Annotated in this window: 19 protein-coding genes; 5 read left to right on the top strand and 14 right to left on the bottom strand. The window is 51.8% G+C overall.

Features of this window, described 5'->3' with window-relative positions:
• Together HNP82_RS14420 and HNP82_RS14410 are read right to left on the bottom strand one after the other, a co-directional pair.
• Window positions 1-3917: Ig-like domain repeat protein (locus tag HNP82_RS14420; protein WP_243164784.1), on the bottom strand; the 3917-nt coding region annotated here is incomplete at its 3' end.
• A complete protein-coding gene (locus tag HNP82_RS14410) occupies window positions 3914-4225 on the bottom strand; it encodes a hypothetical protein (RefSeq protein ID WP_183775798.1) in 312 nt (103 codons plus the stop codon). The genes HNP82_RS14420 and HNP82_RS14410, both read right to left, overlap by 4 nt.
• 172 nt (window positions 4226-4397) lie before the next feature.
• Between HNP82_RS14410 and HNP82_RS14405 the strand changes: the two genes are divergently transcribed.
• Together HNP82_RS14405 and HNP82_RS14400 are read left to right on the top strand one after the other, a co-directional pair.
• Complete coding sequence (locus HNP82_RS14405) at window positions 4398-5120, top strand: LytR/AlgR family response regulator transcription factor (RefSeq protein WP_183775796.1); 723 nt, start codon at window positions 4398-4400, stop codon at window positions 5118-5120.
• Entirely contained in the window at window positions 5117-6418 is a 1302-nt protein-coding gene (locus HNP82_RS14400) for a GHKL domain-containing protein (RefSeq protein WP_183775794.1), read from the top strand. Before HNP82_RS14405 ends, HNP82_RS14400 begins: the two co-directional genes overlap by 4 nt.
• Before the next feature lie 171 nt (window positions 6419-6589).
• Here the strand turns inward: HNP82_RS14400 and HNP82_RS14395 are convergent, their stop codons facing one another.
• The 6 genes from HNP82_RS14395 to HNP82_RS14370 form a co-directional block, all read right to left on the bottom strand.
• Entirely contained in the window at window positions 6590-8263 is a 1674-nt protein-coding gene (locus HNP82_RS14395; RefSeq protein ID WP_002604471.1) for a recombinase family protein, read from the bottom strand.
• A 77-nt stretch (window positions 8264-8340) separates the two neighbouring features.
• Window positions 8341-8514, bottom strand: a complete 174-nt coding sequence (locus HNP82_RS14390) for a transposon-encoded TnpW family protein (RefSeq protein ID WP_002604472.1) — start codon at window positions 8512-8514, stop codon at window positions 8341-8343.
• Window positions 8515-8972: 458 nt separating this feature from the next.
• Window positions 8973-9215: a helix-turn-helix domain-containing protein gene (locus HNP82_RS14385; protein ID WP_002604473.1), complete on the bottom strand. Its 243-nt coding sequence runs from the start codon at window positions 9213-9215 to the stop codon at window positions 8973-8975.
• On the bottom strand, window positions 9199-9636 hold the full coding sequence (locus HNP82_RS14380; RefSeq protein WP_002604474.1) for a sigma-70 family RNA polymerase sigma factor: 438 nt from the start codon (window positions 9634-9636) through the stop codon (window positions 9199-9201). The genes HNP82_RS14385 and HNP82_RS14380 overlap by 17 nt, the downstream gene beginning before the upstream one ends.
• Before the next feature lie 469 nt (window positions 9637-10105).
• On the bottom strand, window positions 10106-11092 hold the full coding sequence (gene rlmN, locus HNP82_RS14375; protein ID WP_006774449.1) for a 23S rRNA (adenine(2503)-C(2))-methyltransferase RlmN: 987 nt from the start codon (window positions 11090-11092) through the stop codon (window positions 10106-10108).
• 16 nt (window positions 11093-11108) lie between these two features.
• The gene (locus HNP82_RS14370) at window positions 11109-11294 is read right to left on the bottom strand and encodes a cysteine-rich KTR domain-containing protein (RefSeq protein ID WP_003431289.1); all 186 of its coding nucleotides are present in this window, start codon (window positions 11292-11294) and stop codon (window positions 11109-11111) included.
• 398 nt (window positions 11295-11692) lie between these two features.
• Here HNP82_RS14370 and HNP82_RS14365 point away from each other — a divergent pair, with 398 nt between their 5' ends.
• From HNP82_RS14365 to HNP82_RS14355, 3 genes are all read left to right on the top strand, one after another.
• The gene (locus HNP82_RS14365; RefSeq protein WP_002584957.1) at window positions 11693-12049 is read left to right on the top strand and encodes a helix-turn-helix transcriptional regulator; all 357 of its coding nucleotides are present in this window, start codon (window positions 11693-11695) and stop codon (window positions 12047-12049) included.
• A 201-nt stretch (window positions 12050-12250) separates the two neighbouring features.
• Window positions 12251-12580 carry a plasmid mobilization protein gene (locus HNP82_RS14360; RefSeq protein WP_002584958.1) on the top strand — a complete coding sequence of 110 codons (330 nt, stop codon included), beginning with the start codon at window positions 12251-12253 and terminating at the stop codon, window positions 12578-12580.
• Window positions 12541-13875, top strand: coding sequence for a relaxase/mobilization nuclease domain-containing protein (locus tag HNP82_RS14355; RefSeq protein WP_002584959.1), 1335 nt, complete (start codon window positions 12541-12543; stop codon window positions 13873-13875). The genes HNP82_RS14360 and HNP82_RS14355 overlap by 40 nt, the downstream gene beginning before the upstream one ends.
• A gap of 201 nt (window positions 13876-14076) precedes the next feature.
• Here the strand turns inward: HNP82_RS14355 and HNP82_RS14350 are convergent, their stop codons facing one another.
• The 6 genes from HNP82_RS14350 to HNP82_RS14325 form a co-directional block, all read right to left on the bottom strand.
• On the bottom strand, window positions 14077-14286 hold the full coding sequence (locus HNP82_RS14350; protein ID WP_002584960.1) for a transposon-transfer assisting family protein: 210 nt from the start codon (window positions 14284-14286) through the stop codon (window positions 14077-14079).
• Window positions 14287-14290: 4 nt separating this feature from the next.
• Window positions 14291-17638, bottom strand: coding sequence for a YodL domain-containing protein (locus HNP82_RS14345; protein ID WP_002584961.1), 3348 nt, complete (start codon window positions 17636-17638; stop codon window positions 14291-14293).
• A gap of 125 nt (window positions 17639-17763) precedes the next feature.
• Window positions 17764-18132, bottom strand: a complete 369-nt coding sequence (locus HNP82_RS14340; RefSeq protein ID WP_002584962.1) for a cysteine-rich VLP domain-containing protein — start codon at window positions 18130-18132, stop codon at window positions 17764-17766.
• Complete coding sequence (locus HNP82_RS14335) at window positions 18129-20204, bottom strand: type IA DNA topoisomerase (RefSeq protein WP_002584963.1); 2076 nt, start codon at window positions 20202-20204, stop codon at window positions 18129-18131. Before HNP82_RS14335 ends, HNP82_RS14340 begins: the two co-directional genes overlap by 4 nt.
• Entirely contained in the window at window positions 20201-20950 is a 750-nt protein-coding gene (locus HNP82_RS14330) for a DUF4366 domain-containing protein (RefSeq protein ID WP_002584964.1), read from the bottom strand. Before HNP82_RS14330 ends, HNP82_RS14335 begins: the two co-directional genes overlap by 4 nt.
• On the bottom strand, window positions 20940-21206 hold the full coding sequence (locus HNP82_RS14325) for a DUF4315 family protein (protein ID WP_002584965.1): 267 nt from the start codon (window positions 21204-21206) through the stop codon (window positions 20940-20942). The genes HNP82_RS14330 and HNP82_RS14325 overlap by 11 nt, the downstream gene beginning before the upstream one ends.
• Window positions 21207-21211: the final 5 nt, after the last annotated feature.

Below are 21211 nucleotides of genomic sequence, written 5' to 3'. Positions count from 1 at the left end.
CCGCCCACATTGTTGCTGCCGATAACCGTGCCCTCGTTGGTGCAGCCGGTGACGGTGCCGCGGCTGAGACCGCAGACGCCGCCCACCCATCTGCCACTGCCGGTGACCGTGCCTTCGCTGGTGCAGTCGGTGATGGTGCCGCCGGTGTTGGTGCCGCAGACGCCGCCCACATTGTTGCTGCCGGTGACCGTGCCCGCATTGGTGCAGCTTTCGATGATACCGCCGTTGTTGTAGCCGCAGATGCCGCCCACATAGTAGTCACCGCCGGTGACGGAGCAGGTCTCGCCCAGGGTCAGGTTTTCGATGACGCCACCTTCGCCCAGGTAGCCCACAAATCCCTGCCAATCGGCGCTCGATTCGATTTTCAGGCCCTCGATGGTGTGGCCCGCGCCGTCAAAGGTGCCGGCGTATTTGTTATTGGGTCTGCTGCTTTGATCATAATTGCCGATGGGGGTCCAGGTCTCGCCGCTCAGGTCGATGTCCGCAGTCAGCACCGCGCTGGCGGCGGTGTCCTGTTCCACGTTCTCCAGGGTGCCGTTGACCAGGCCCGCGAACCAGAACAGGTCATTGGCCGTTCCAATTTGATAGACGCCGTCGACCTGCTTGGGCGTTACATACACAACAAGCGTAGCGGTGGCCTCGTTATAGTCCTCGTCCGCCGCCTTGGTGGCGGTGATGGTGGCCGTGCCAGACTTGAGGATGGTCACGGTACTGACGCTGACGCTGACAACGTCCTGGCCCTCAGTGACGGCATAGGTCACGGTGCCGTTGCCCTGTCCGCCGGTGGCTTCGACGGCAAACGGCTCGTCCCCGCAGGCGACGGCCCTGTACGGTTCACCTGTAAAGGCAAAGCCGGTCTGGTCAGCCTTGCCGACGGTGAGTGCGCTGGTCGTGGCGGTCTTGCCCTCATAGGTGATGGTAACGGGCTTGCCGTTGTGCTGGGAGGCGTACAGTGCTGTGCCGTTTGCCGGGTCAGCGGTGATGCCGCTGTCCGCGCTCCAGGCGACCTCCTTTGTATCATCGGTGCCTTCATAATGCACCGTGATGACCAGCCCGGAAAGATCCAATGTTTCGCCGAAGGAATAGTCCATTTTAGTAGGCTGGGTCTTGATCTCGATTCCACTTATTTCTGCCTGGAAGACTGCAGGGGTGATCGTTCCCTCGCTGGTGCTTGATTTCATCGCGTCACCCTTGCGCACCGACCAGTCAACGGAAAAACTGCCGTTGGTACCTGCCGGATTGTTCGGCGTACCGGCTACAGCGGGCGTGAACGAGGTCACCTCAGCGGTACACGTCACGGTATCGTCGTTCACAGTTGAGTTCATCCGCGCTTCGAGCCAGGCCTCAATGGCTTCTTCATCCTGTGTTGCAAGGCCTTCCTGCGAAATTTTGAGGTCCTTCATTACAAAAAATTCTATACTGCTATGGGCACGATTCACCGCAAAGACATCCGCTTCTGCTGCAAAACTGGCGTAGACAGTCACATTTTCCGCCGGCATTGTGAAGAAAACCTGACTTAACACAATATTGGGGGTTATCACCCGGCCATCTTCCGTCTCGACGGTAACGTAGCTAATCTCGTAGCCCATAGGTGCAGTTGTCCTCAGGTCGACTCTTTCTCCCGCTGCATAGGCATATTTGTTTTCAGCCACTGGTTGGATTGTATTGTTATTTGGTTTGATGGAGCCGACGCCATTGGTCTTCATCGTAATGGTATAGCCATCAACGATTTGAAATTGATAGCTGCCCGTTTCCGACGCATAGGTTCCGTCTCCTGTGTATTCCGCAGTGACCGTATGACTGCCTTTTTCCAGGCCTTCAAGCGTAATACTGGCCTTGCCATTGCTCACCACGGCTTCTGTCACAATCTCTCCGTCCAGCTTGAATCGAACCATGCCGCCGGCATCGGTTCTGGAGAGCGCAGCGGTAAAGGTCACGGAAATTCCATATGGGATATTCCTAGTGTTAGGCTTGGACGTGACAGTCATCACACTGCGGTTCACGGTATTAGCAACGTTGTTGGTACCGCCGTTGAAGCTGTTTATGCCGCCGTAATTGATAATCTGTCCATTACCGCTGATGGTACCCTGATTACCGATTATGCCGTAGTTGGTCAAAACCACTCCATCAGGGATGATAAAGTTGCTGCCTTTGGCAATGGAAAGGGCAGTGCCCTTTGAGATGGTGAGGTCCATCGGCAGCGCTACGGTTCCATTTACGGTCGGCGTGTTGCCGCCGTACAGCAGCCATCCCCCGGAGCCTGTCGGTGTGACCGATGTGCTGTTCGTTACCAAACTGCCGCCGGAATTTACATTGATACGCCACGCTGGATTCCCACTAGTTTCAGCGTCAAAATATATACCGTAGGTATCGCCGGAGGCCACCAGAGAGCCTCCGCTGCTAACGGTGATCGTTTTCTCATCCCCCGGATGTCTTCCGCGCATATGGATGCCGTACTTGCCGCCCTCAGCGGTCAGGCTGCCGCCGGTCAACAAAAGGGTATTTTGGATGGATCCAATACTCGAAAGCCTTGTACCGGCTATGCCTCCGGTCGCTGTGACGGTTCCGCCGGCTATGGTAAAAGTAAAAGTACTATTCGATGGTTGCTCGTCAGATTCAGCGATACCATATTGGCTGCCGCTGACCGTAAGGCTGCCGCTGCCGGTGATGGTCATATTGGTGTTTTTTGTATAGATGCCGTAGATATTACTGCTCTCCAAAACATTGTCCCCAATCAGGTTGATGGTAACGTCTGTTGTGTTCGCAGCATGGACAAATAGGATCGCACCTTGCATTGATGCCTTTGTCAGGTTTGCATTATTCAAGGTCAGGGTATTTGTATTGGCGTCAAAGTGGACGTTGTAGTTGCTCGCACTGGCGCCATTGTTTGTAATTCCGCCAGTGCTGGAATCATTCAGCCAATAGCCCCCGCCAGAGATACTGGTACCTGCAACTGAAAGTCCGTACCACGATGCGGTCGCCAGCGTATCCACCGGCAGCAAGTCTCCGCCCAGGATGACCGGCACGGTGAGGGCCGCTGTTTCCTCGCTCAGGGTGTAGCTCTGGGGCAGAGCAGCCGCAAAGGTGTATGTACCGCCGGTGGCCGGGCTGACGAAGTCCTCACAGGCCCAGGTGATGGTCAACTCCACCGGCTCCTCGCTGCCGCCCACCGTGGCGGTGATGCCGGTGGGCAGCATAGAAACCACCGCGTCAAGATCCACGGGGTTTTCTGCGCTGACGCCGGGCAGGGGCAGCACGCCCTCGTTGAGGTTGTCCGCCCCGATCCACTCCCAGGAGAGGATGGTCTGTTCCGCCGGGTTCTGGGCGGGATCCGTTTCCTCCGCAGCGTCTCCTTCCTCCACGGTTCCGGCACAGGCGGTCAGGTCCGCGCCCTCCGCGCCGCACACCGGGCAGTCAGGATTGACACTGTCCGCCGTGCAAAGGGTCTCACAGGCACATTCCACCGGCGCTTCCGGTTCGCCGCTGTCCGTCGGGTTGCAGAGTTCGCAGTCCGACGGGTCAAAGGTGCAGGGACTTCCCTCGGAATAGCCGCAGGTCTCATCGTGGACGTGCGGACAGTTCAGTTCCTTTGTGATGCAGCCGCTTTCCTCGCTGCACACATGGGTACAGGCGTCGGCTGCTTTTTCCTCGCCTTCGGCAGGGAGTATCCCGTCGCTGTAACACTCCGCCGTATGCTCATGGACACACTGGGTCACGAGGGTGTAACAATCGTCGGTGTGTTCGTGGGTGCAAGGCGTACCCTCGGAATAACCGCAGGTCTCATCGTGCACATGATGGGGGCATACAGCGGAAGCCCCTGTTTCCATATCCGCAGCGTACACAGGTGTACCGGACATGGAAAACATCATGGCCACTGACAAGAGCAGCGCCAGTGGCCGCTTCCATTTTTGTTTCAATCTTCCTTCCTCCTTAAAGCAGTAGGGCATTCCTGCGTCAGACAGGAACCTGTCTCACGCAAGGGGGCGCCCCCTTGTGATGGTGTCTTATTTTCTTCATATCGGGCGCAGACCGCCGCAATCAGCGGCAGGCTCTTTGCCCCGATTGATCGGATTTCCAACAACTTTTCCGGTCCTGCCCGCTGTATGGCGCAAAGCTGCTCCATGTGCTCCACTCTGCCCCGCCGCAGGGCCAGGGAGAGCCGCCGCAGTTGGGTGCGTTTGGCTGGAAACGCCTGCTCGCAGGCGGTAAAGTATGCTTTGACCATGATTTCTCCTTTCTTCGGCGGCGCTCTCGTTGCGCTATTAGAAATATTTTATGGGATTTTTGTGCCTCTTTCCAGTACGAGAGATGCCGCAACCCGCGGCAAAACTGGTACTTGACAAATTGACATTTTTGTGCATCGGGTGTAAAATAGGAAATCAGGAGGAAGAAAAACCATGGAACCACTACGACTTGCCATTTGCGACGATCTGCCGGAGGAACGGGAAGCCCTGCTCGCCCTGCTGGAACAGGCCCCCATCGCCACCGTTTGCGCCCAGTTCGCCAGCAGTGAGGAACTGCTGGAAGCGTTCCGCCCCGGCGGGTTCGATCTGCTGCTGATGGATATTTATATGGACGGCATGACCGGCGTGGAGGCGGTACGGAAAATAAGGGAGATGGACGAAACAATCCCCATCGCCTTTACCACCACCAGCACCGAGCATACCCTGGAGAGCTACCGCCTTTCGGTGCTGAAATACTTGGAAAAGCCTGTACGGCAAAAAGACATCAACGACCTGCTGCATCTGGTGAAGCTGCAAAGGGACAGCGCTCCCCGGCTGACCATCCGGCAAGGCGGCGAGACGCAAAAAATCCCCCTTTCCGAGCTTTTCTATCTGGAGCAGAAGGCCCATCATGTGTTTCTGTATCGCAGGGACGGCGGCACGCTCCAGCTCTACGGCAAGCTGTCCGACCTGTTGCCCCAGCTGGAGGGGCAGCCCTTTTTCTGCCCCCACAAAAGCTATTGTGTGAACCTGGCCTTTGTCCGGGGAATCAACGAGGAATATCAGTGCTATGAGATGGCGGATGGAAAAAACGTCCCCATCAGCCGCTCCAACCGTTCCAAGGCCAAACGAGCCTATGAGGACTTTCTGTTTGCACGGACAAGGGGGGATGGATGATGGAGCAGTTATTTTATATTTTCTGCACCACGCTGCCCAGCCACATCATCCCCTTTGTCCTGTTCTGGAACTTCCATTGGCGGTCCCGCACAGCGGCTCTGGCGCTGGTGACTGTCAATGTGCTGTGCAAAATGGCGGCCGCCGCCTACTTCCTGGCCAACGGACTGTATTTCCGCAATCTGGAGCTGGCGTTTGCGGTGGTGGGGTTTTTGATCTACTGCTGTTTCCTGCGCCTGAGCCCCTTCAAAATGCTGTTCACCTATCTGCTGATTGTGGACTATCTGCTGATTATCCGGGGGATCGTGTCGGTGCTTGCTGTGCAGGTGTTTGGCATCCCCATCCAGGGGTGGGGCAGCAGCTTTGTCTGCATCCTGCTCTACGGTGTCACCCTGCCGCTGCTGCTGCGGTTTTTCCGGCAGGTGGCCAATCTGGTCTACCGGACCGACGCGCCCCGGCTGTGGCGGATCATCTGGCTGGTACCGGCGTTTGTGACCATTCTGGCGCTGATCTTTACCGATTCCTATCTGGAGAGCAGCGTGGACAGCGGTTTTTTCCTCTTCTGCCGGATTGGTCTGCTGGTCTGCGTCTTTGCCATCTACTATGTGCTGCTGCAATCCCTGGAGGGTCTGGAACAGCAGGCCGCCCTGCGTCAGCGGCTGGTTTTTGAATCCCGCCTGCTGGAGATGCAAATGGAGGATGAGGAAAAGCGCAGCCAGCTCCTGATGGAAACCGTAGAGCAGACCCGGCAGATGCGCCACGACCTGCGCCACCATCTGACGGCAATCCAGGCCATGGCCGGGGATGAAAATTCCAAGCTGCGGGACTATATCGCCACGCTGATCCGGGACATCCCCGCCGCCGTTCAGGACTACTGCGAAAATCCCACCGTCAATGCGGTGGTGTCCCACTATGCCGCCCGCTGCCGGCAGGAGGGCATCGCCTTTACCGCCCGGCTGACGGTTCCTGCACAAAACGAAAATCTGGATGACCGCGCCCTGTGCGTCGTGTTCGCCAATTTGCTGGAAAACGGGGTGGAAGCCTGTGGGCGCATGGCCGGGGACGAGAAATTTATCCGGCTGAACAGCTCCCTGGAGTACGGCGTCCTGACCGTCACCATGGACAACAGCTTTGACGGGCAGGCGCGGCAGGAGGACGGGAAGTTCCTCTCCAGCAAGCGGGCGGGCGCGCCCGGCGTGGGCCTCAGCTCCATCCGGGCCGTGGCAAAAGCCCACCAGGGGGATGCCCGGTTCGAGGCGAAAGGAACTACGTTTCTGTCCTCGGTATATTGCAGATTGTAGACGAAACATTCGTGTTACTCGCCTCGTTGTCTCACACGTGGTTTTGGTAAAAAACACCCTTGACAAATTGCTTTCCAGAAGAAAATCCTTTTGAAGTACGCAGCCGATAACGGTTTCCCCAATCCGACATTTTCATTGACGACGGCGTTTCCGGCGTAACTTTTGCTGGGGTTAGATAGCGATACTTTTTACATCTACCATGTTGCGGCGGTCATGGTTGACAACTTGCGTCGGCTCCTGCTCGGTATCAACCTGTCCGACAAAGCTATAATGGATTTCGATTTTCCGGGTGTTGGTTTCCCGGTCTAATTCATGTATCAAAATACGGTCGATAAACTCATGGACGTTTTCATAGGTCAATTCCTGTATGTCGCTGTATTTCCCGACAATCTGAATAAACCTTGATATATCCCTTTTTCGCTCGGTAACGGTTGCGATCTGCTGTTGTAACTCGTCTATCCTTGCGGCAAGGGATTTCTTTTCGTCCTCATAGCCGGAAGTTAGAAACACAAACCGTTCATCTGTCAGTCTGCCTAATGCGTTGTCCTCATACAGCTTGCGGAAAAGCGTGTCAAGTTCGGTCATACGCGCCTGTGCTTTGAAAAGTTCCTTTTGCTGCTGCGCTAATGCCTTTCTCGCTTCCATGTCGCCGTACTCGGTAGCTTTACAGATAAAGTCCTGTTCGTGTTCCTTAACATACCGCAAAACCCGCCGCATATCTTCCAGCACTAAATCAAGAAGTACGTTTTTGCGGATATAATGAGAGGTACACTCGCTGCCTGTCCTTGCCCTGTTGCGCCATGCGCCGCAAGAATAGGAAAACTTGCGCGGCTCGATATTTACGCCCTGTTGGTAATACATCTTATGTCTGCAACCAGCGCAAAACAGCAAGCCGGAAAAAATATCAATCTCCGCTGCTTTTGTCGGGCGGTGGCGGGTAGCAATCCGCTTTTGCGCAAGTTCAAAGGTTTCCTCGTCAACAAGCGGCTCATGGGTGTTTGGGAAGAAATAGCGTTGTTCTTCTTCGTTCTTCCGGGTCTTTTTCGACTTGTAGGATACCTTGTGAGTTTTCGCGGTTATGGTATGCCCTAAATATTCCTGCCTTGCTAATATGTCATAGAGCGTTTTGTCCGGCCAAGTATAGGGGGCGATCATTGCCCGCTGATACCGCGCCTGTCCTGTACGCTGATAGCGCAACGCTCCAATCGTCAAGACTTTGTTTTCCGCAAGCCATTTTTGGATTTCGCACATACGCACGCCGCTAACAAACATAGCGAAAACCTGTTTGACAATCGGCGCGGTTTCCGGGTCGGGTATAAGGTGGTGGCGGTTGTTCGGGTCTGGGATATAGCCGTATGGATATTCCCCGTTGACGCGCTCGCCTTTTTGCGCCTGTGCCTGTTTAACTGCGCGGATTTTCTTGCTTGTGTCGCGGGCGTAAAACTCGTTAAACCAGTTCCGCAAGGGGGTAAACTCGTTATCCTCCCGCGCTGTGTCAACTCCGTCGTTGATCGCGATATAGCGTACTCCGTTTTCGGGAAATACAATCTCTATGAGTTCGCCCGTTTTCAGATAGTTTCTGCCAAGACGGGAAAGGTCTTTGGTAATGACCGTCGCCACTCGTCCGGCTTCCACTTCCTGCAACATCGCTTGCAGCCCCTCGCGCTCAAAACTCACGCCGGAAAATCCGTCGTCCACAAAAAACTTTGTGTTCAAAAAATGGTGTTCGTCCGCATAGCGTTGAAGTATCATTTTTTGGTGCTGTATGCTTCCGCTTTCTCCGGCTTGCATATCCTCTTGACTTAAACGGCAGTAAAGGGCGGTGATTTTATTCGACTGTAACATTAGTCCTCCTTTCCGACAGCCGAATAAACAGGTATAATGTGTTGCTATCATTATACCATATCCCGCCGCCTAATGCACTACTCGGACGCTAAAAATCCCGGATTTCCGGGCTTTTTCTGCAAATCCTTTACAATGAGTTTCTCAATCTTTTTATGGATTGTATCGGTTGCCTTTTCACTCGGCAACGCTTGAACAAGATAGGTGATTTTCCCTATTTTGCGTTCGGTTGTAATTGTCTGTTTTTTATCCATTAGAAAAACCTCCTTTTCCTGTATGGATAAACTATATTCGTCAAAAGGCAAAAACGGGCGGTTGTTAGCTGCAACCTCACGGGAGTTTCACCCCGGCCCATGCTTATGGGTGCGCCGCGCAATACTTTGAGGGTGTTCAACGCGGGAGTATCATTGTGCCGCCTTGTATGTCGTCGCCCACAAGCTGCTAAACCTGTTTTACGGCGCGGTAGTTCTCGCTCGGCTTTTCCCCTATGGGGAAAAGCTGTCATGGCGTACCCGCCGACTGGCTCGGTACAGACGGAATGTACCCGTTTGCCTGTTATGCTGCGCACCAAAGGCCGCTTTCTTTGTCAAAGAACAATAGGCTTTGTCGGCCTGCAAAAGCACATCAACAGCGGATATGCTTTTGCGGAACGACAAATAGCCCATAACGGGAAGCGTGGAAAGGGGACACGCTCCCCGCATGGGCTAAAAGATTATCCTACATGAAAAGCAAGGGTGCGGGTAATAAGGCGCACTTGCAGCCTGTTACGCATTTCCTCGTCCACATAGGAATAGGTATTGCCCGCGTCGTCTTTCAGCGTGCGGGTACAAAGTTTCGCTATGTAACCCTCGTAGTGCTTCAAGATCGCGCACATGGCGGTTGTGTCGCCGTTTGCCGCTGCGGAAATGACAGGGAACGGCAACAGATTTTCAGACTTCCTAACGGTATTCATCATCTGCTTTTCCCTCCAAATACTGTTTGATTTTCGCAAGCGCGGATTTCCTGTGCCGGAAAACCGTCGTGCGTACAACATTCAGCAGTTCGCCAATTTCCGCGTCGCTCATATCCAAGAAGTAGGACAAAAGGATAATGTCGCGTTTCCTTTCGGGCAAAGCGTTAAGGGCTTCGGCAAGCAGTTCATTTTTGACGAGTACATCAAAGCCGGACACTTGAAAACGGAAATAATCGCTTTCGTATTCGTCCGTTGTGAAAAGCTGCGCGAGTTCGCTTTCGCTCAAATCCGAAAAAGTAACTTCGCGTGCTGCGCGTTTCGCAAGAGTGCGGCGGTGGCTTTTCGCTTCGCCGACCAAAGTTTTCTTTGCTAATGCGTCGTACTGATGTTGTATTCTTTCCTTGTCGGAAGAAGATAGCTCCATAGAGTTCACCTCCTTCCCGCGTGGAGTAGAGGACGGGAGTTAAGGGCTTGTCCTCTCTGCCCCTTTCGCTCCGTACCCGTTCGGGAGATGGCTCTTGAGTGCGCTTTTCAGAAAAAAGTTGAAAAAAGCAAAATGCGCCCGTCCGCAAGACGCGGACGGGCGCAAAGGAAATGTAAGCAGTAGCTAAATGTATTGACAGTTCACATTCATAGCCGGAATATCCCGCTTGCGGAGCATAGCTTTTTTTGACCGCAAAGCATTAGGCGGGTTACAGTAAATAAAAATGGACACGGCGATACCTCCCCGATACCGCCGTATCCTTAAAAAAGGGCGACTTTAATACACTACCCGCAATCCATTCTATAATAGGGAACAGCGGCTTTTGCGCAATATTAAATAAAAAAGCCGATAACACATAGGTTTTTTGACCTAATGCGTTATCGGCTCTGCGTCTATGCGTCTGGCACTTTTAATCATTTTTTTTGAATTTATTATATGTGTTAGCTAACTGTCCACAAGCCGCGTTAATCTCTCTGCCATGAGAAACTCTCATAGTAACTTCAAGTCCTGCTTGCTCTAATTGATGTTTGAATGCAACTATTTCCCGTTTCTGTGGTGCTTTAATTCTTGAATTGCTTGTTGGGTTGTATTGTAACACGTTAATCATAACTTTTTTGCCCCGAAACCATTTTGCAAGTTGTCTTACATCTGAGGGCCGGTCATTTATACCCGGTAAAAGCAAATACGCAAAGACAATTTTGCGATTATGCCTTTCAGAATAGGATAAGGCTTGCTTAACAACATCTTCAATAGCATATATGCGCATGTGAGGAATAATACGATTTCTTGCAGATTGTGTTGCTGCGTGTAAAGATATTGTCAACTGAATTTTAAGATGTTCCTCGCGCAATTTTTTTAATTGATCGACCGGACCAACTGTTGATATGGTAATGCCGTCGGTTGGAAAGTTGAGCCCATATCTATCTCGGAGAATATGGATTGCTTTTATCAAGTTGTCATAATTGAATAAAGGCTCTCCCATACCCATAAAAACGATACGGTTTACTTTTCGACGCAACAATATAATCTGTTGTACGATTTCTGACGATGTTAGATTACGAACAAAGCCATTTCGCCCGGACTCACAAAAAATACAACCAACAGGACAACCGACTTGTGTGCTCACGCAAACAGTTCCACCATCTCGCCGCTTGATAAAAACCGTTTCAATGTATTTGTTGTCTTTCAGTTCGTAAACATACTTTTCAGTATCACTGCTTTTGCAAATATTTTTTACCAACATTGATAGATTTTTTTTGCGTGGTAATTGCTTATATAATTCTTCATATAAGGCTTTTGCTTCATTCTCGCCAATAACTTCCGACATTTCTTTGTAAGTAAATCCGTATGGATCATTCCGTACTTCCGCAGGCGTATATTTAGGTAAACGTTTCATTTTTATATCCTTTCTTCTAAATAATAAAAGTTTGTTTTTCTGTATTTTTGATTACAATCTCTAATTTTTCTACATCAATGATATGCGTCAATTTGCATTTAGGGCAGAAAAGAGGAAAATCTTTTAATACAGTATTATGAAATACTTGAACTCTCGTCTTTCCGTTACAAATCGGACATTTTATCCAATATTTTTTAAGCATTATATTTCACTCGTCCTTTTTACACAAAAAAATGCAGGTCAATCCTCAACATGAGCATTGACCTGCATTTATAATGCACAGAGCAGTACAACAAAACTAAGGCATAGCTTGCACTATGTCTATACTATATCTATACGTCGTTAGTTTTTTGTATAGCATCCGCAAAATAAGCATGACAAAAAAGCCCATGTTGAAAATGGGAAAATCCTTTTTTTCAATGCTTATCTAATACGCATGCTATGCAACATAAACGCCGCCTCCTTTTACATAAATTTTATTTTATCAGAAAATCAGTCTACTGTCAATACACAACAGGAAGTATTTAACCTAATGATATGAATTGTGTGGACATATCCAAAAAGAAAGGTGAACTGTAAAATGTAACAGGGTGAATGAAAATGGCAAAAAGACCCGTACCATTGTACGACTTTAAGGCTTTCGGGGCAGCTATAAAAGCCGCGAGAAATGAATACGGCGAGAGCCGCAAAAAGGTAAGCGACGAGTTATATATTTCCCCGCGCTACCTTGCGAATATCGAGAACAAGGGACAACAGCCGAGTTTACAGGTATTCTATGACCTTGTAACCCGGTATCATATTTCGGTAGATCAATTTTTCTTCCCGAACAGCAATGCGGAGAAATCCACCGGGCGGCGGCAGCTTGACGCGCTGCTGGACGGTATGAGCGATAAAGGCATACGGATTGTAACCGCAACAGCAAGGGAGATAACGGAAGTCGAAAAAGCAGAGGATTAACCTCACAATATGAGAAATCGGGAGATTGCAGCGCATGGCGGCTGCAATCTTTTTTTGCGTCCAAAATCAAAGGAACGCGCAACAAATACCGCCTTTCGGTGGGGGTATGGAGTAGATAGCAAGCACAGCAAACGAGTACCCGTTTGCGGAAAATGCTTGTTGGGATAATCCCAAACCCTTATACCGAAAGGCGGTGCGGAAATGGAAAACCGAAAGAGAAATATACAGATGAAGTTTTACGTTACGGAAGAAGAAAAGCGGCTGATCGACGAGAAGATGAAGCAGCTTCCCATAAAGCAGTATGGGGCATACTTCCGTAAAATGGCGATAGACGGGTATATTCTTGTCGTTGACCGAAGCGACACAAAAGCATATATCCGGGAACTGCAAGCGGTGAGCCGGAACATCAACCAAATTGCAAAACGCGCCAATGCGACGGGGACGGTTTACAGGCAGGATATAGAGGACATTAAAAAGGCGGTGGACGAGATATGGCGGTTACAAAGACGCACCCTATTAAATCAACCTTAAAGGCTGCGATAGACTATATCTTAAATCCCGAAAAGACAGACGGGAAGCTGCTTGCGTCCTCTTTCGGCTGCGGGCTGGAAACCGCCGATATTGAGTTTGCATGGACGCGGGAAGCTGCCGGAGATCGCGGCACACATTTAGGGCGGCACTTGATACAATCCTTTGCGGTGGGAGAAACCACACCGGAAGAAGCGCACAAAATCGGCATGGAACTTGCCGGGGCGGTATTAGGCGGCAAGTATGAGTTTGTTTTGACAACTCACGTCGATAAAGACCATCTGCATAATCACTTGATTTTCAACGCGGTTAGCTTCGTTGACTACAAAAAGTACCATTCCAACAAGCAAAGCTATCACTTTATCCGGCGCACCAGCGACAGGATATGTAAAGAGCATGGGCTATCCGTCGTCGTACCGGGACAGGACAAGGGAAAAAGCTATGCAGAATACACCGCCGAAAAGCAAGGGACAAGCTACAAAGCAAAGCTGAAAACGGCGATAGATACTCTCATTCCCCAAGTGAAAGATTTTGACGAACTGCTGCGCCGCTTGCAGGAAATGGGGTATGAAATCAAACAGGGCAAATACATTTCCTTTCGCGCTGCCGGACAGGAACGGTTTACCCGCACAAAGACGCTCGGCGCGGCCTATACGGAAGAAGCGATAAAGGAGCGTATCAAGGGCGTGTATGTTGCCAAAACAAAAACGCTGCGGGAAGATAAGAAAATCCGGCTTGTCGTCGATCTTGAAAACAGTATCAAAGCCCAACAGTCGGCGGGCTATGAACGGTGGGCAAAAATCCATAATCTGAAACAGGCTGCTAAAAGCATGAACTTCCTAACCGAAAACAAGATTGAGTATTATAGCGAACTTGAAAGCAAGATAGCCGATATTATGACCGCTCATGACGCGGCGGCAAAGGCGGTTAAGGAAGTGGAACAGCGTATGTCTGATTTGTCGCTGCTTATCAAGCACACCACCACATACCGACAGTTAAAACCGATTTACGATGAATACCGAAAATCGCCGGACAAGGAAAAGTATCTGCGGGGGCATGAAAGCGAAATTATCCTGTTTGAAGCTGCGGCAAGGGCATTAAAGGAAATGCAGATAAAGAAGCTGCCCGATCTCGCCGCGCTGCGCAAGGAGTATAGAAGCTTAAACGACAGGAAAACCAAATTGTATGAAGATTATCGGCAAGCCAAGAAGCAAATGCAGGAATACGGCGTTGTCAAAAAGAACGTCGATAGTATTCTTTACCCGTCCCAAAGCAGGGCGCGGGAGCAGGAGCGATAAGGCGCAAAACATGGGGTGGCAAGTGGAATGTTAAGGGCTGAAAACGCCTGTGTTTCTGCGGCTTCCAGCGCATGAAAACGACATAGACGATAAAGTATATTCAAACCCGCAAAAACGGCTTTCTAATTGTCCACGCAAGGACAAAAAAAGAACAGGGGCGCGGTGCCGGAAATCGGCAACCGCGCCCCTGTTCTCTATGGGCTATTCCTCGTCGGTCAAGATAAACTCCCTTTCGGAAAACTCGCTGTCCGTCATGGCTTGCAGCTTGTTCACCGCTGCGGCGGCAAGCTGGCGCATATCCTCGTCCATGTAGGGCATGGCGGCAAGGATATTTTCAAGCGTTGTTTCCCGGCTGTCCTCGGCGTAGATCGCAACAATGTTTTCTTCCTCAATGGTAAAGCGGGTATTCATGCTATCAAACCTCCAAATCCTTTTTATGCTCTTTCTGTTTATCTTTCGGCTGCTGCGCCGCCTGTTTCTTGTATTCGTCCAGCTTCTTCAAAATGGACGGTTTTTTCTGCGGCTGTTCCCGTTTCTCGGCTTTTACCGCTTTTGCAAGGTCGGTAACGGAAATCGCTTCCCCCGCCTTTGCCCGCTGCTCAAAATCTGCAACGGTGGGCGTTTGCGGCGTATTGTTGATAAGCCCGTCAAAATTGTTGTCGTTCTGCTCTATGGTGTCCTCGACGTGCTTTAAGGGATTATCCCGCTGCGGCTGCTCGGCGGCTATGGCATAAGCCTGTGTGCCATTCCCCATAATGAGATACTTCCCGTCCTCCGACGCATGGTGAAAACCAAATCCCGCCGCTTCGATCTGTTCACGGCTCATATCGGTAATATGAAAATTGCCCCTCGGCGTTCTAACGGTTTCACCCGTCAAAAGGCTGTCGGGGGTCGCTTCCGGCTGCTGCTTTTCAAGCTGCCCGTCCTTGTAGGAATATCCTTGCGCCGCGATTGCTTCAAGGGTCTTGCCCGTAACGTCGCCATAAATCCGCTTGTCTGCGTCAACCAGCATTTGCAAAGTGTCTTGTACGGTGTCGGACAAGGCTTGCTGCTGTTCGGGCGGCAGCTTGTCAAATACGGGGGTCTGCTGCTCCTGCAAAAACTCCGGCACTTGCTGAAAACCGATACTGTCTACATAGTGGGCGGTGTCCTCGTCGTTCTGATGAAGCACAACAATGTCGGAAACGGAAAGGCTATGCCCCTTAAAGTCGGCGGGGTGGTCGATATTAAACCTTTCCCAAATGTCGCCCAGCGTCATATCCTTTGTAAGCGGTGCAGTATAGACGAGTTCATAATTTACCCGGTCAATGGTAAGTCCAGCCGCTTGCAGACGGTCATAAGGCTCAAAGCGCAAGTCCCTTGTTTCGTCCCCGCGCTTTAACTGATAAATGGAAAAGGTATCGCCCTGCTCCTGCTCGGCTTGCCGCTGCTGCTGCAACTCGGTAAAATGCCCCTCAATCTCGGTAATGAGTTCCTTTGCGGTGGTCTGTATTGTTTCAAGGGACGCTTTTAACTCGGTCATTTCCTTGCCGCTGCTCCAACCAGCCACATAGCCGAAAGAGTAATCGGAAGTATCAAGGCCGAAATGCTGGCAAACCGTATAAGCGACGCTTTCCGCTTCTACCTCGCAGGTATGGCGGTCAACGCGGTTTTGCTGCTCCGGCGGGGCGTTTAAGTCTACGTCGTGCAGCTTCGCATGGGCGATTTCGTGAATGGCGGTCTTTACCGCCTGTAATTCACTCACGCCCTCTTTGATTGCAATACGCTTGTCGGTCAAACTGAAATACCCATTTGCGCCGTTTGTGATCTGCTCAAATGCAATCGGGACGGGGGACGCTTTTTCAAGGGCGGCGAAAAAATCCTCGTACTGCTCCACATCGGCAAGCAGCGGTTTAACGGAAAGGTCGGGAAACTCCTTGCCCTCGGTCTGCGAAATATCAAAGACGGTTATAACCTTAAAGGCGGGGACGGTGATTTCCTTTTCTTCCTTTACCACTTTTCCCTCGCGGTCAAGCATGGGCTTTCTCGTTTCGGGGTCGATTTTATCAACCAGCTTTTTCACCTTGTAGGGCGCGGGGGCAAAGATTTTAATGCCTTTCTCGCCTTTCTTTACATGGCGGTCAAACTCCTTTTCCCATTGACGGAAGCCCATTACCAAATTGCCGCCCTGCATAGCAATTAGGATAGTGTTATTCAAACTATAATCATGGAACTTTGACATAGCGGTTAGAAACTCTTTGTAGCGGTCGCTGTCAAAAATCGCCTGTACGCCCTGTTCCAAACGCGCGGTGATCTCCTTTACCTTTTCGGCGGGCTTTTCGGAAGTAAGGATAATGGGGACGACGGGGCGGGGCTGCTGCGGCTCTGCGGCCTGTGCGTCTGCTTGCTGCGTTTCGGCTGCGTCCATATAGGCTTTGTCCTGTTCGCCGCGCTCCGGCTGCGGGTAACTCATAATGCGGTATTCTTCCGGCACTTCGCGCCCCTCAAACTGCCGTTCCCACTCGTCGCCGCTTTCCACGATATAGCCGTACTCGGTAAACGCGCCTTTTTCCTGCGCGGCAGCGTTCCTGCCAAAAGTAGAAAGGTCAATGCCGCCTTTCCATTCTTCGGGCATTTGTACCATGCCGGATTGATTTAAGTAATAGTCGCCCAAATCGTGGTAGTTATGTACTTCGGGGATATGGACGTAAAAATCCACGTTGTAGGTGAAGTCAATTACCTGTCCAATATTTGCAAGCCCGTTTTTCTGCTGCAAAGCTGCGTTCAGCTTGCCAACCTCGGCGGGGTCAAGCTGTTCGAGCCGCGCCGCAAGAAAATTGAGTTCGTCCACGTCGGCGGCGCATACCATTTCATAAGGCAAGGCAATATGTTTCTCCGGGTCGTCGGAATAGCCGCGAATGGAAAAATCCTGCGGGTTGTCGGCGGTAATGCCGACGTTCCGCATAGCTTCGTGCAACTGCTCCTTTGTGGCGGGCATATCCAACCAATAGCCGCCGGGGTCGCCCGCGTCAAAGCGGCTGCGGTTGCCTATCATAATAGAAAACTGTTCGCTCATGTGTTCACGCTCCTTTTCCTGCCCGGTATTTTCGGGGATAGCTGCCGCCTGTTGCTGCTGCGGGGGTTCTTCGCCCTCTATGGTGTAGTCCGGCATGAGCATACCGTTTACTTTGAAATAGTCGGCGTACTCCTGCGGGATAGGCGGGGAGATTTCCGTAAACAAGCGGTCATACGCTTTGATACGCCCATTCAGATACTTTTCCATAGCTGCCTTGTCGGTGAAAACCTTTCTATCTTGTCCGGCAATCTTCGCTTGGGTTCTGCTTGGGCTGTTGGTGCGCACGCTCCATGTAAGCGTCCATGAATACGGGATAGATTTCTGCGCTTCTTTGTCGTAGCGGGTATTCTCGTAAATGTAGTAATTCATCTGATATACCCGGTTGCTGCGAATATGGCGGTTATGCTCGGTGGTCTGCCACTCGTTAGCGGTGTGCTGGACGTGCGGCGTTCTCACATATTCAAGTGTTTTATCCAGCAAAAGCGTTCTTCCCGCCTGTTCTTCCCATGCGGCGGCGCGTTCTTTAAGGTCGTCAAAAATCGCCTGTTCTGCCGCCGCGCTTTCGCTGCGCATGGAAAGTAGCTGCGCAATCGGCAAGGAAGCATAAGGGGCAATCTCCCTGTCCTTTGCTTCAAAATATATCCGGCGTTCTATCCGCATGGTTTCGGCGGCTTCTAATTTGTCATGGTCGTATGAGGAATACGGCATATTCTTTCATCACGTCCTTTCTCGGTCATATAAGGGTTTGGGACTATCCCAACAAGCAAAATGCCCGCGCTCTCTATGGGAAGCGCGGGCATTTCTCGCAAACGGGTACTCGTTTGCTGTGCTTGCTATGTAGTTGTTTTTATCCGTAAACGCCTGTTTCTCTCGCTTTGGGCTTTCTGTCTGCGGCGTATCTTTGCCGCGCAATCGGGGCAGTATTTCGCCCGGTTGCTGCCCGCCGCAAACGTGCTGCCGCATACCGCGCAACGCTTCAAATCGGTTTCCCCGCTGCGGGTGATCTGTTCGCAAAGCTGCCTGTCGGCGGGTAATACCGCTTCGCGGAAATAGCGGCATAGCAGCGAATAGCTGATACTCTGCACACAAACGCAAGTTTCCCCGTCGTCCAGCAGCAGACAATTCCCGCAATCGTTGTTTGCACAAGCGGCGCGGGTCATTTTCTTTACGGCGCGGTATTGCTTTTCATCAAGCCTTATCATTTTCGGTTCTGCTCGACGCGGAAGTTTACATACTTGCCGCCTGTGTCGGCAAGCAGCACAACTCCGTCAAAGGTCTTTCCCGTCTTGGTCGAGTACATACCTTTGATTTTTACCTTTCCGTCTTTCAAAAGGGCGGCGGCAATCGCCTTTGTGAAAGCCTTTTTGCGCTGCTCAAAAAAGCGGTCATTCTTCCACATCACAAAGCTGCAAGCCCTGTCGGAGCAGTAAAAGTTTTTCTTGCCCTCGTAAACCGCCGCGCCGCAACGGGGGCAAGTGCCGATTGCTTCCCGCTGCGGGGTAAACAGCTTCGCTTTATCCTCGGAAATCGCGGAATAGGTCTTGACAAGCCCCGCTGTCATTTCCTCAATCCCGCGCATGAAGTCGGCGGGGCTGTCGCTGCCCTTTGCAATCCCGGTAAGGCGCGTTTCCCATTCTGCCGTAAGCTGCGGGGACGTAAGGCTGTCGGGCAGAATAGCGACAAGGTTATACCCGTCCTTTGTGGGGATTAGCTTTTTGCCCTTGCGCTCGGCAAAGCCCGCGCTAATGAGTTTTTCAATGATACCCGCCCGCGTCGCGGTGGTGCCTAACCCTTTGCGCTCCGCGTCCTCCGGCGTGTCCTCCTTTCCCGCACTCTCCATAGCCGAAAGTAACGTATCTTCGGTAAATGCCTTTGGGGGCTGCGTGTAACGTTCGGAGATCTCCGCTGCCGGATTGTCAAAGGTCTGCCCCTCGGCAAGCGGGGGTAAAACCGCTTCCGGCTCTGCGTCCTCGTCCTGTTCCCCGGACGCGGCGCGGGATAGTCTTTCAATCTCGCGCCAACCCTCGCAAAGCGTCGTCCTGCCCTTTGCGGTAAAGGTATAGCCGCCGCAAGTGAAAACCGCCGTAACCGCTTCATACTCATAGGGCGCGGCAACGGCGCAAAGCAGTTTTGCGCACACAAGGGTCATTAGCTTTTTCTCACTTTCGGCAAGGGAAGAAAAGCCCGTTTTCACAAACTCCGCTGTCGGCAAAATGGCGTGATGGTCGGTTACTTTGCTGTTGTCGCAAATCCTCGCAAGGTCGGCTTGCAGCTTCACGCCCTGCATAAAGGGGAGAGCAGCGCAAAGGCCGGTGATAAGTTCCTTTGTGCTGCCCTCCATATCGGAAGTGATATATTTGCTGTCGGTGCGGGGATAGGTCAAAAGCCGTTTTTCATAAAGGGCTTGCGCATAGTCAAGGGTCTGTTTCGCCGTAAACCCATACAAACGGTTTGCTTCCCGCTGCAAGGCGGTGAGGTCAAACAGTTTCGGCGGGGCTGCGGTCTTTTTCTCTTTTTTAAGGGAAGTACAAACGGCCTGCGATTTCTCGCAAGCCGCTTTCATCTGCCGCGCCGCCGCTTCGTCGTCCTGCCTTTCGGAAAGGGCGGCAACGCCGCCAACGTCCAGCCGGACGACATGATATTTCTCTTTCTTAAAGCTGCTGATTGCATAGTCGCGGTTTACCAGCATAGCAAGGGTGGGCGTTTGCACTCTGCCGACATTCAATGTTTTATGGTAGAGGATAGAGAAAAGGCGGGTCGCGTTAATGCCAATGAGCCAATCGGCCTTTGCTCTGCAAAGCGCGGATTGATAGAGGTTGTCATAGCCGCGCCCGTCTTTGAGATTTGAAAAGCCCTCGCGGATTGCACTTGCTTCCATGCTGCTAATCCAAAGGCGGGAAAAGGGCTTTTTGCAATTCGCCTGTTCATAGACAAAGCGGAAAATGAGTTCCCCCTCGCGCCCGCTGTCGCAAGCATTGATAATCTCGGTAACGTCGCTGCGGTGCATAAGGTCTTTGAGAATGGAAAACTGCTGCTCCTTGCCGCTGGCAACAATAAACTGCCACTCCTGCGGGACAATGGGAAGATCGTCGTACTTCCATTTACGGAATTGTTCATTGTAGGTCGCCGCGTCTGCAAGGCTAATCAAATGCCCGATACACCACGACACAAGGTAGCCGCCGCCCTCAAAATATCCGCTGCGCTTTTCATTCGCGCCCATAACGGCGGCAATCGCCGCCCCGACGCTCGGTTTTTCTGCAATTACAAGTTTCATAGATTATCGTCCTCCTGCTCGGTCTGTTCGGTTTCGACTACTTCCGTTTCCTCGTCGTCCTCGTCAAAATCAAGGTCGTCAAGGCTGCTGCTGCCTTTCGCCGCGTCCTTTTTGGGCTTCAAAATCTTAAAGTAGTAGAACGCGCCGCCGCCCGCTGCGGCAACAAGCAGCACGACAAGCAGAATACCCATGCCGCCGCCTTTTTCTTCTTCCGGCGGCTGCTCGGTTTCTTCCGGCTCCGGCTCGGCTTCCACACCCGCGCACTCGCTCATGTTGACGCTGCAAACCGGGCAAGCGGTGTTGACGCTTCCGGCAACGCATTTATCGGTGCAGCTACAAACGGGGGCTTCGGTCTGCCCGTCCTCCATAAGGGCGGTTAAATCCGCTTCGTCCACTTGGTTAAGGAAATGGACGGTATTTTCCCCGTCCTCGGCGCGGTCAATGATGATGTAAAAATAGTTGCCACTTTTGGTAACGACGGTGATAAACTGCTTGTCGCCGGACGCTTCACCCGTTATATCGTCCACAAGGGACATATTCCCGTCCGGGGTAAGGGGCTGCGGCTCATAGCCGCCCGTCGTTTCTTCCGGCTCGGTTTCCGGCGCGGGGGTTTCCTCGGTTACGGGGGTAGGCGTGTCGTCGCTTTCATCGCCACCGCCCGCATAAGCGGTAACAGAAAAGCCGCACATGATAACCAGTGCGGCAAGCAATACGGTAAACTTTCGGATTATCTTTTTATTCTTCATTGTCGTTGTCCTCCTGTTCGGCGGGGTAAGTGGCTTCCGGCTGCGGCAAGGTGATTTCGCCGCTGGCGTAAGCGGAGAGGAACGCGGCAAGCTGCGTCCCGTCAAGGTGTACCGCCTTTACCATTTGCACGATCTGCGCGTTTTCTTCCTCGACTTTCTGCGCTTCAAGGTCTTTCAGCTTCTTTTGCTGTTCAAGGATTTTTGCCCTCGTTTTCTCAATATCCCTTTCGATACGGTCAAGTTTCGTGTTCGCCATAGTCA

Origin of the sequence: Catenibacillus scindens (assembly GCF_014202115.1) — a bacterium.
GTDB lineage: Bacteria > Bacillota > Clostridia > Lachnospirales > Lachnospiraceae > Catenibacillus > Catenibacillus scindens.
This window is presented reverse-complemented; position numbering and strand designations above follow the sequence as displayed.

Excerpts from the sequence above, each read along its gene's own strand:
- HNP82_RS14385 (WP_002604473.1), bottom strand. The coding sequence starts at position 9,215 with ATGATGAATACCGTTAGGAAGTCTGAAAATCTGTTGCCGTTCCCTGTC.
- HNP82_RS14370 (WP_003431289.1), bottom strand. The coding sequence starts at position 11,294 with ATGCTTAAAAAATATTGGATAAAATGTCCGATTTGTAACGGAAAGACG.
- HNP82_RS14365 (WP_002584957.1), top strand. The coding sequence starts at position 11,693 with ATGGCAAAAAGACCCGTACCATTGTACGACTTTAAGGCTTTCGGGGCA.
- HNP82_RS14330 (WP_002584964.1), bottom strand. The coding sequence starts at position 20,950 with ATGAAGAATAAAAAGATAATCCGAAAGTTTACCGTATTGCTTGCCGCA.
- rlmN (WP_006774449.1), bottom strand. The coding sequence starts at position 11,092 with ATGAAACGTTTACCTAAATATACGCCTGCGGAAGTACGGAATGATCCA.
- HNP82_RS14390 (WP_002604472.1), bottom strand. The coding sequence starts at position 8,514 with ATGGATAAAAAACAGACAATTACAACCGAACGCAAAATAGGGAAAATC.
- HNP82_RS14410 (WP_183775798.1), bottom strand. The coding sequence starts at position 4,225 with ATGGTCAAAGCATACTTTACCGCCTGCGAGCAGGCGTTTCCAGCCAAA.
- HNP82_RS14395 (WP_002604471.1), bottom strand. The coding sequence starts at position 8,263 with ATGTTACAGTCGAATAAAATCACCGCCCTTTACTGCCGTTTAAGTCAA.
- HNP82_RS14335 (WP_002584963.1), bottom strand. The coding sequence starts at position 20,204 with ATGAAACTTGTAATTGCAGAAAAACCGAGCGTCGGGGCGGCGATTGCC.
- HNP82_RS14340 (WP_002584962.1), bottom strand. The coding sequence starts at position 18,132 with ATGATAAGGCTTGATGAAAAGCAATACCGCGCCGTAAAGAAAATGACC.
- HNP82_RS14405 (WP_183775796.1), top strand. The coding sequence starts at position 4,398 with ATGGAACCACTACGACTTGCCATTTGCGACGATCTGCCGGAGGAACGG.
- HNP82_RS14345 (WP_002584961.1), bottom strand. The coding sequence starts at position 17,638 with ATGCCGTATTCCTCATACGACCATGACAAATTAGAAGCCGCCGAAACC.
- HNP82_RS14325 (WP_002584965.1), bottom strand. The coding sequence starts at position 21,206 with ATGGCGAACACGAAACTTGACCGTATCGAAAGGGATATTGAGAAAACG.
- HNP82_RS14360 (WP_002584958.1), top strand. The coding sequence starts at position 12,251 with ATGGAAAACCGAAAGAGAAATATACAGATGAAGTTTTACGTTACGGAA.
- HNP82_RS14400 (WP_183775794.1), top strand. The coding sequence starts at position 5,117 with ATGATGGAGCAGTTATTTTATATTTTCTGCACCACGCTGCCCAGCCAC.
- HNP82_RS14380 (WP_002604474.1), bottom strand. The coding sequence starts at position 9,636 with ATGGAGCTATCTTCTTCCGACAAGGAAAGAATACAACATCAGTACGAC.
- HNP82_RS14350 (WP_002584960.1), bottom strand. The coding sequence starts at position 14,286 with ATGAATACCCGCTTTACCATTGAGGAAGAAAACATTGTTGCGATCTAC.
- HNP82_RS14355 (WP_002584959.1), top strand. The coding sequence starts at position 12,541 with ATGGCGGTTACAAAGACGCACCCTATTAAATCAACCTTAAAGGCTGCG.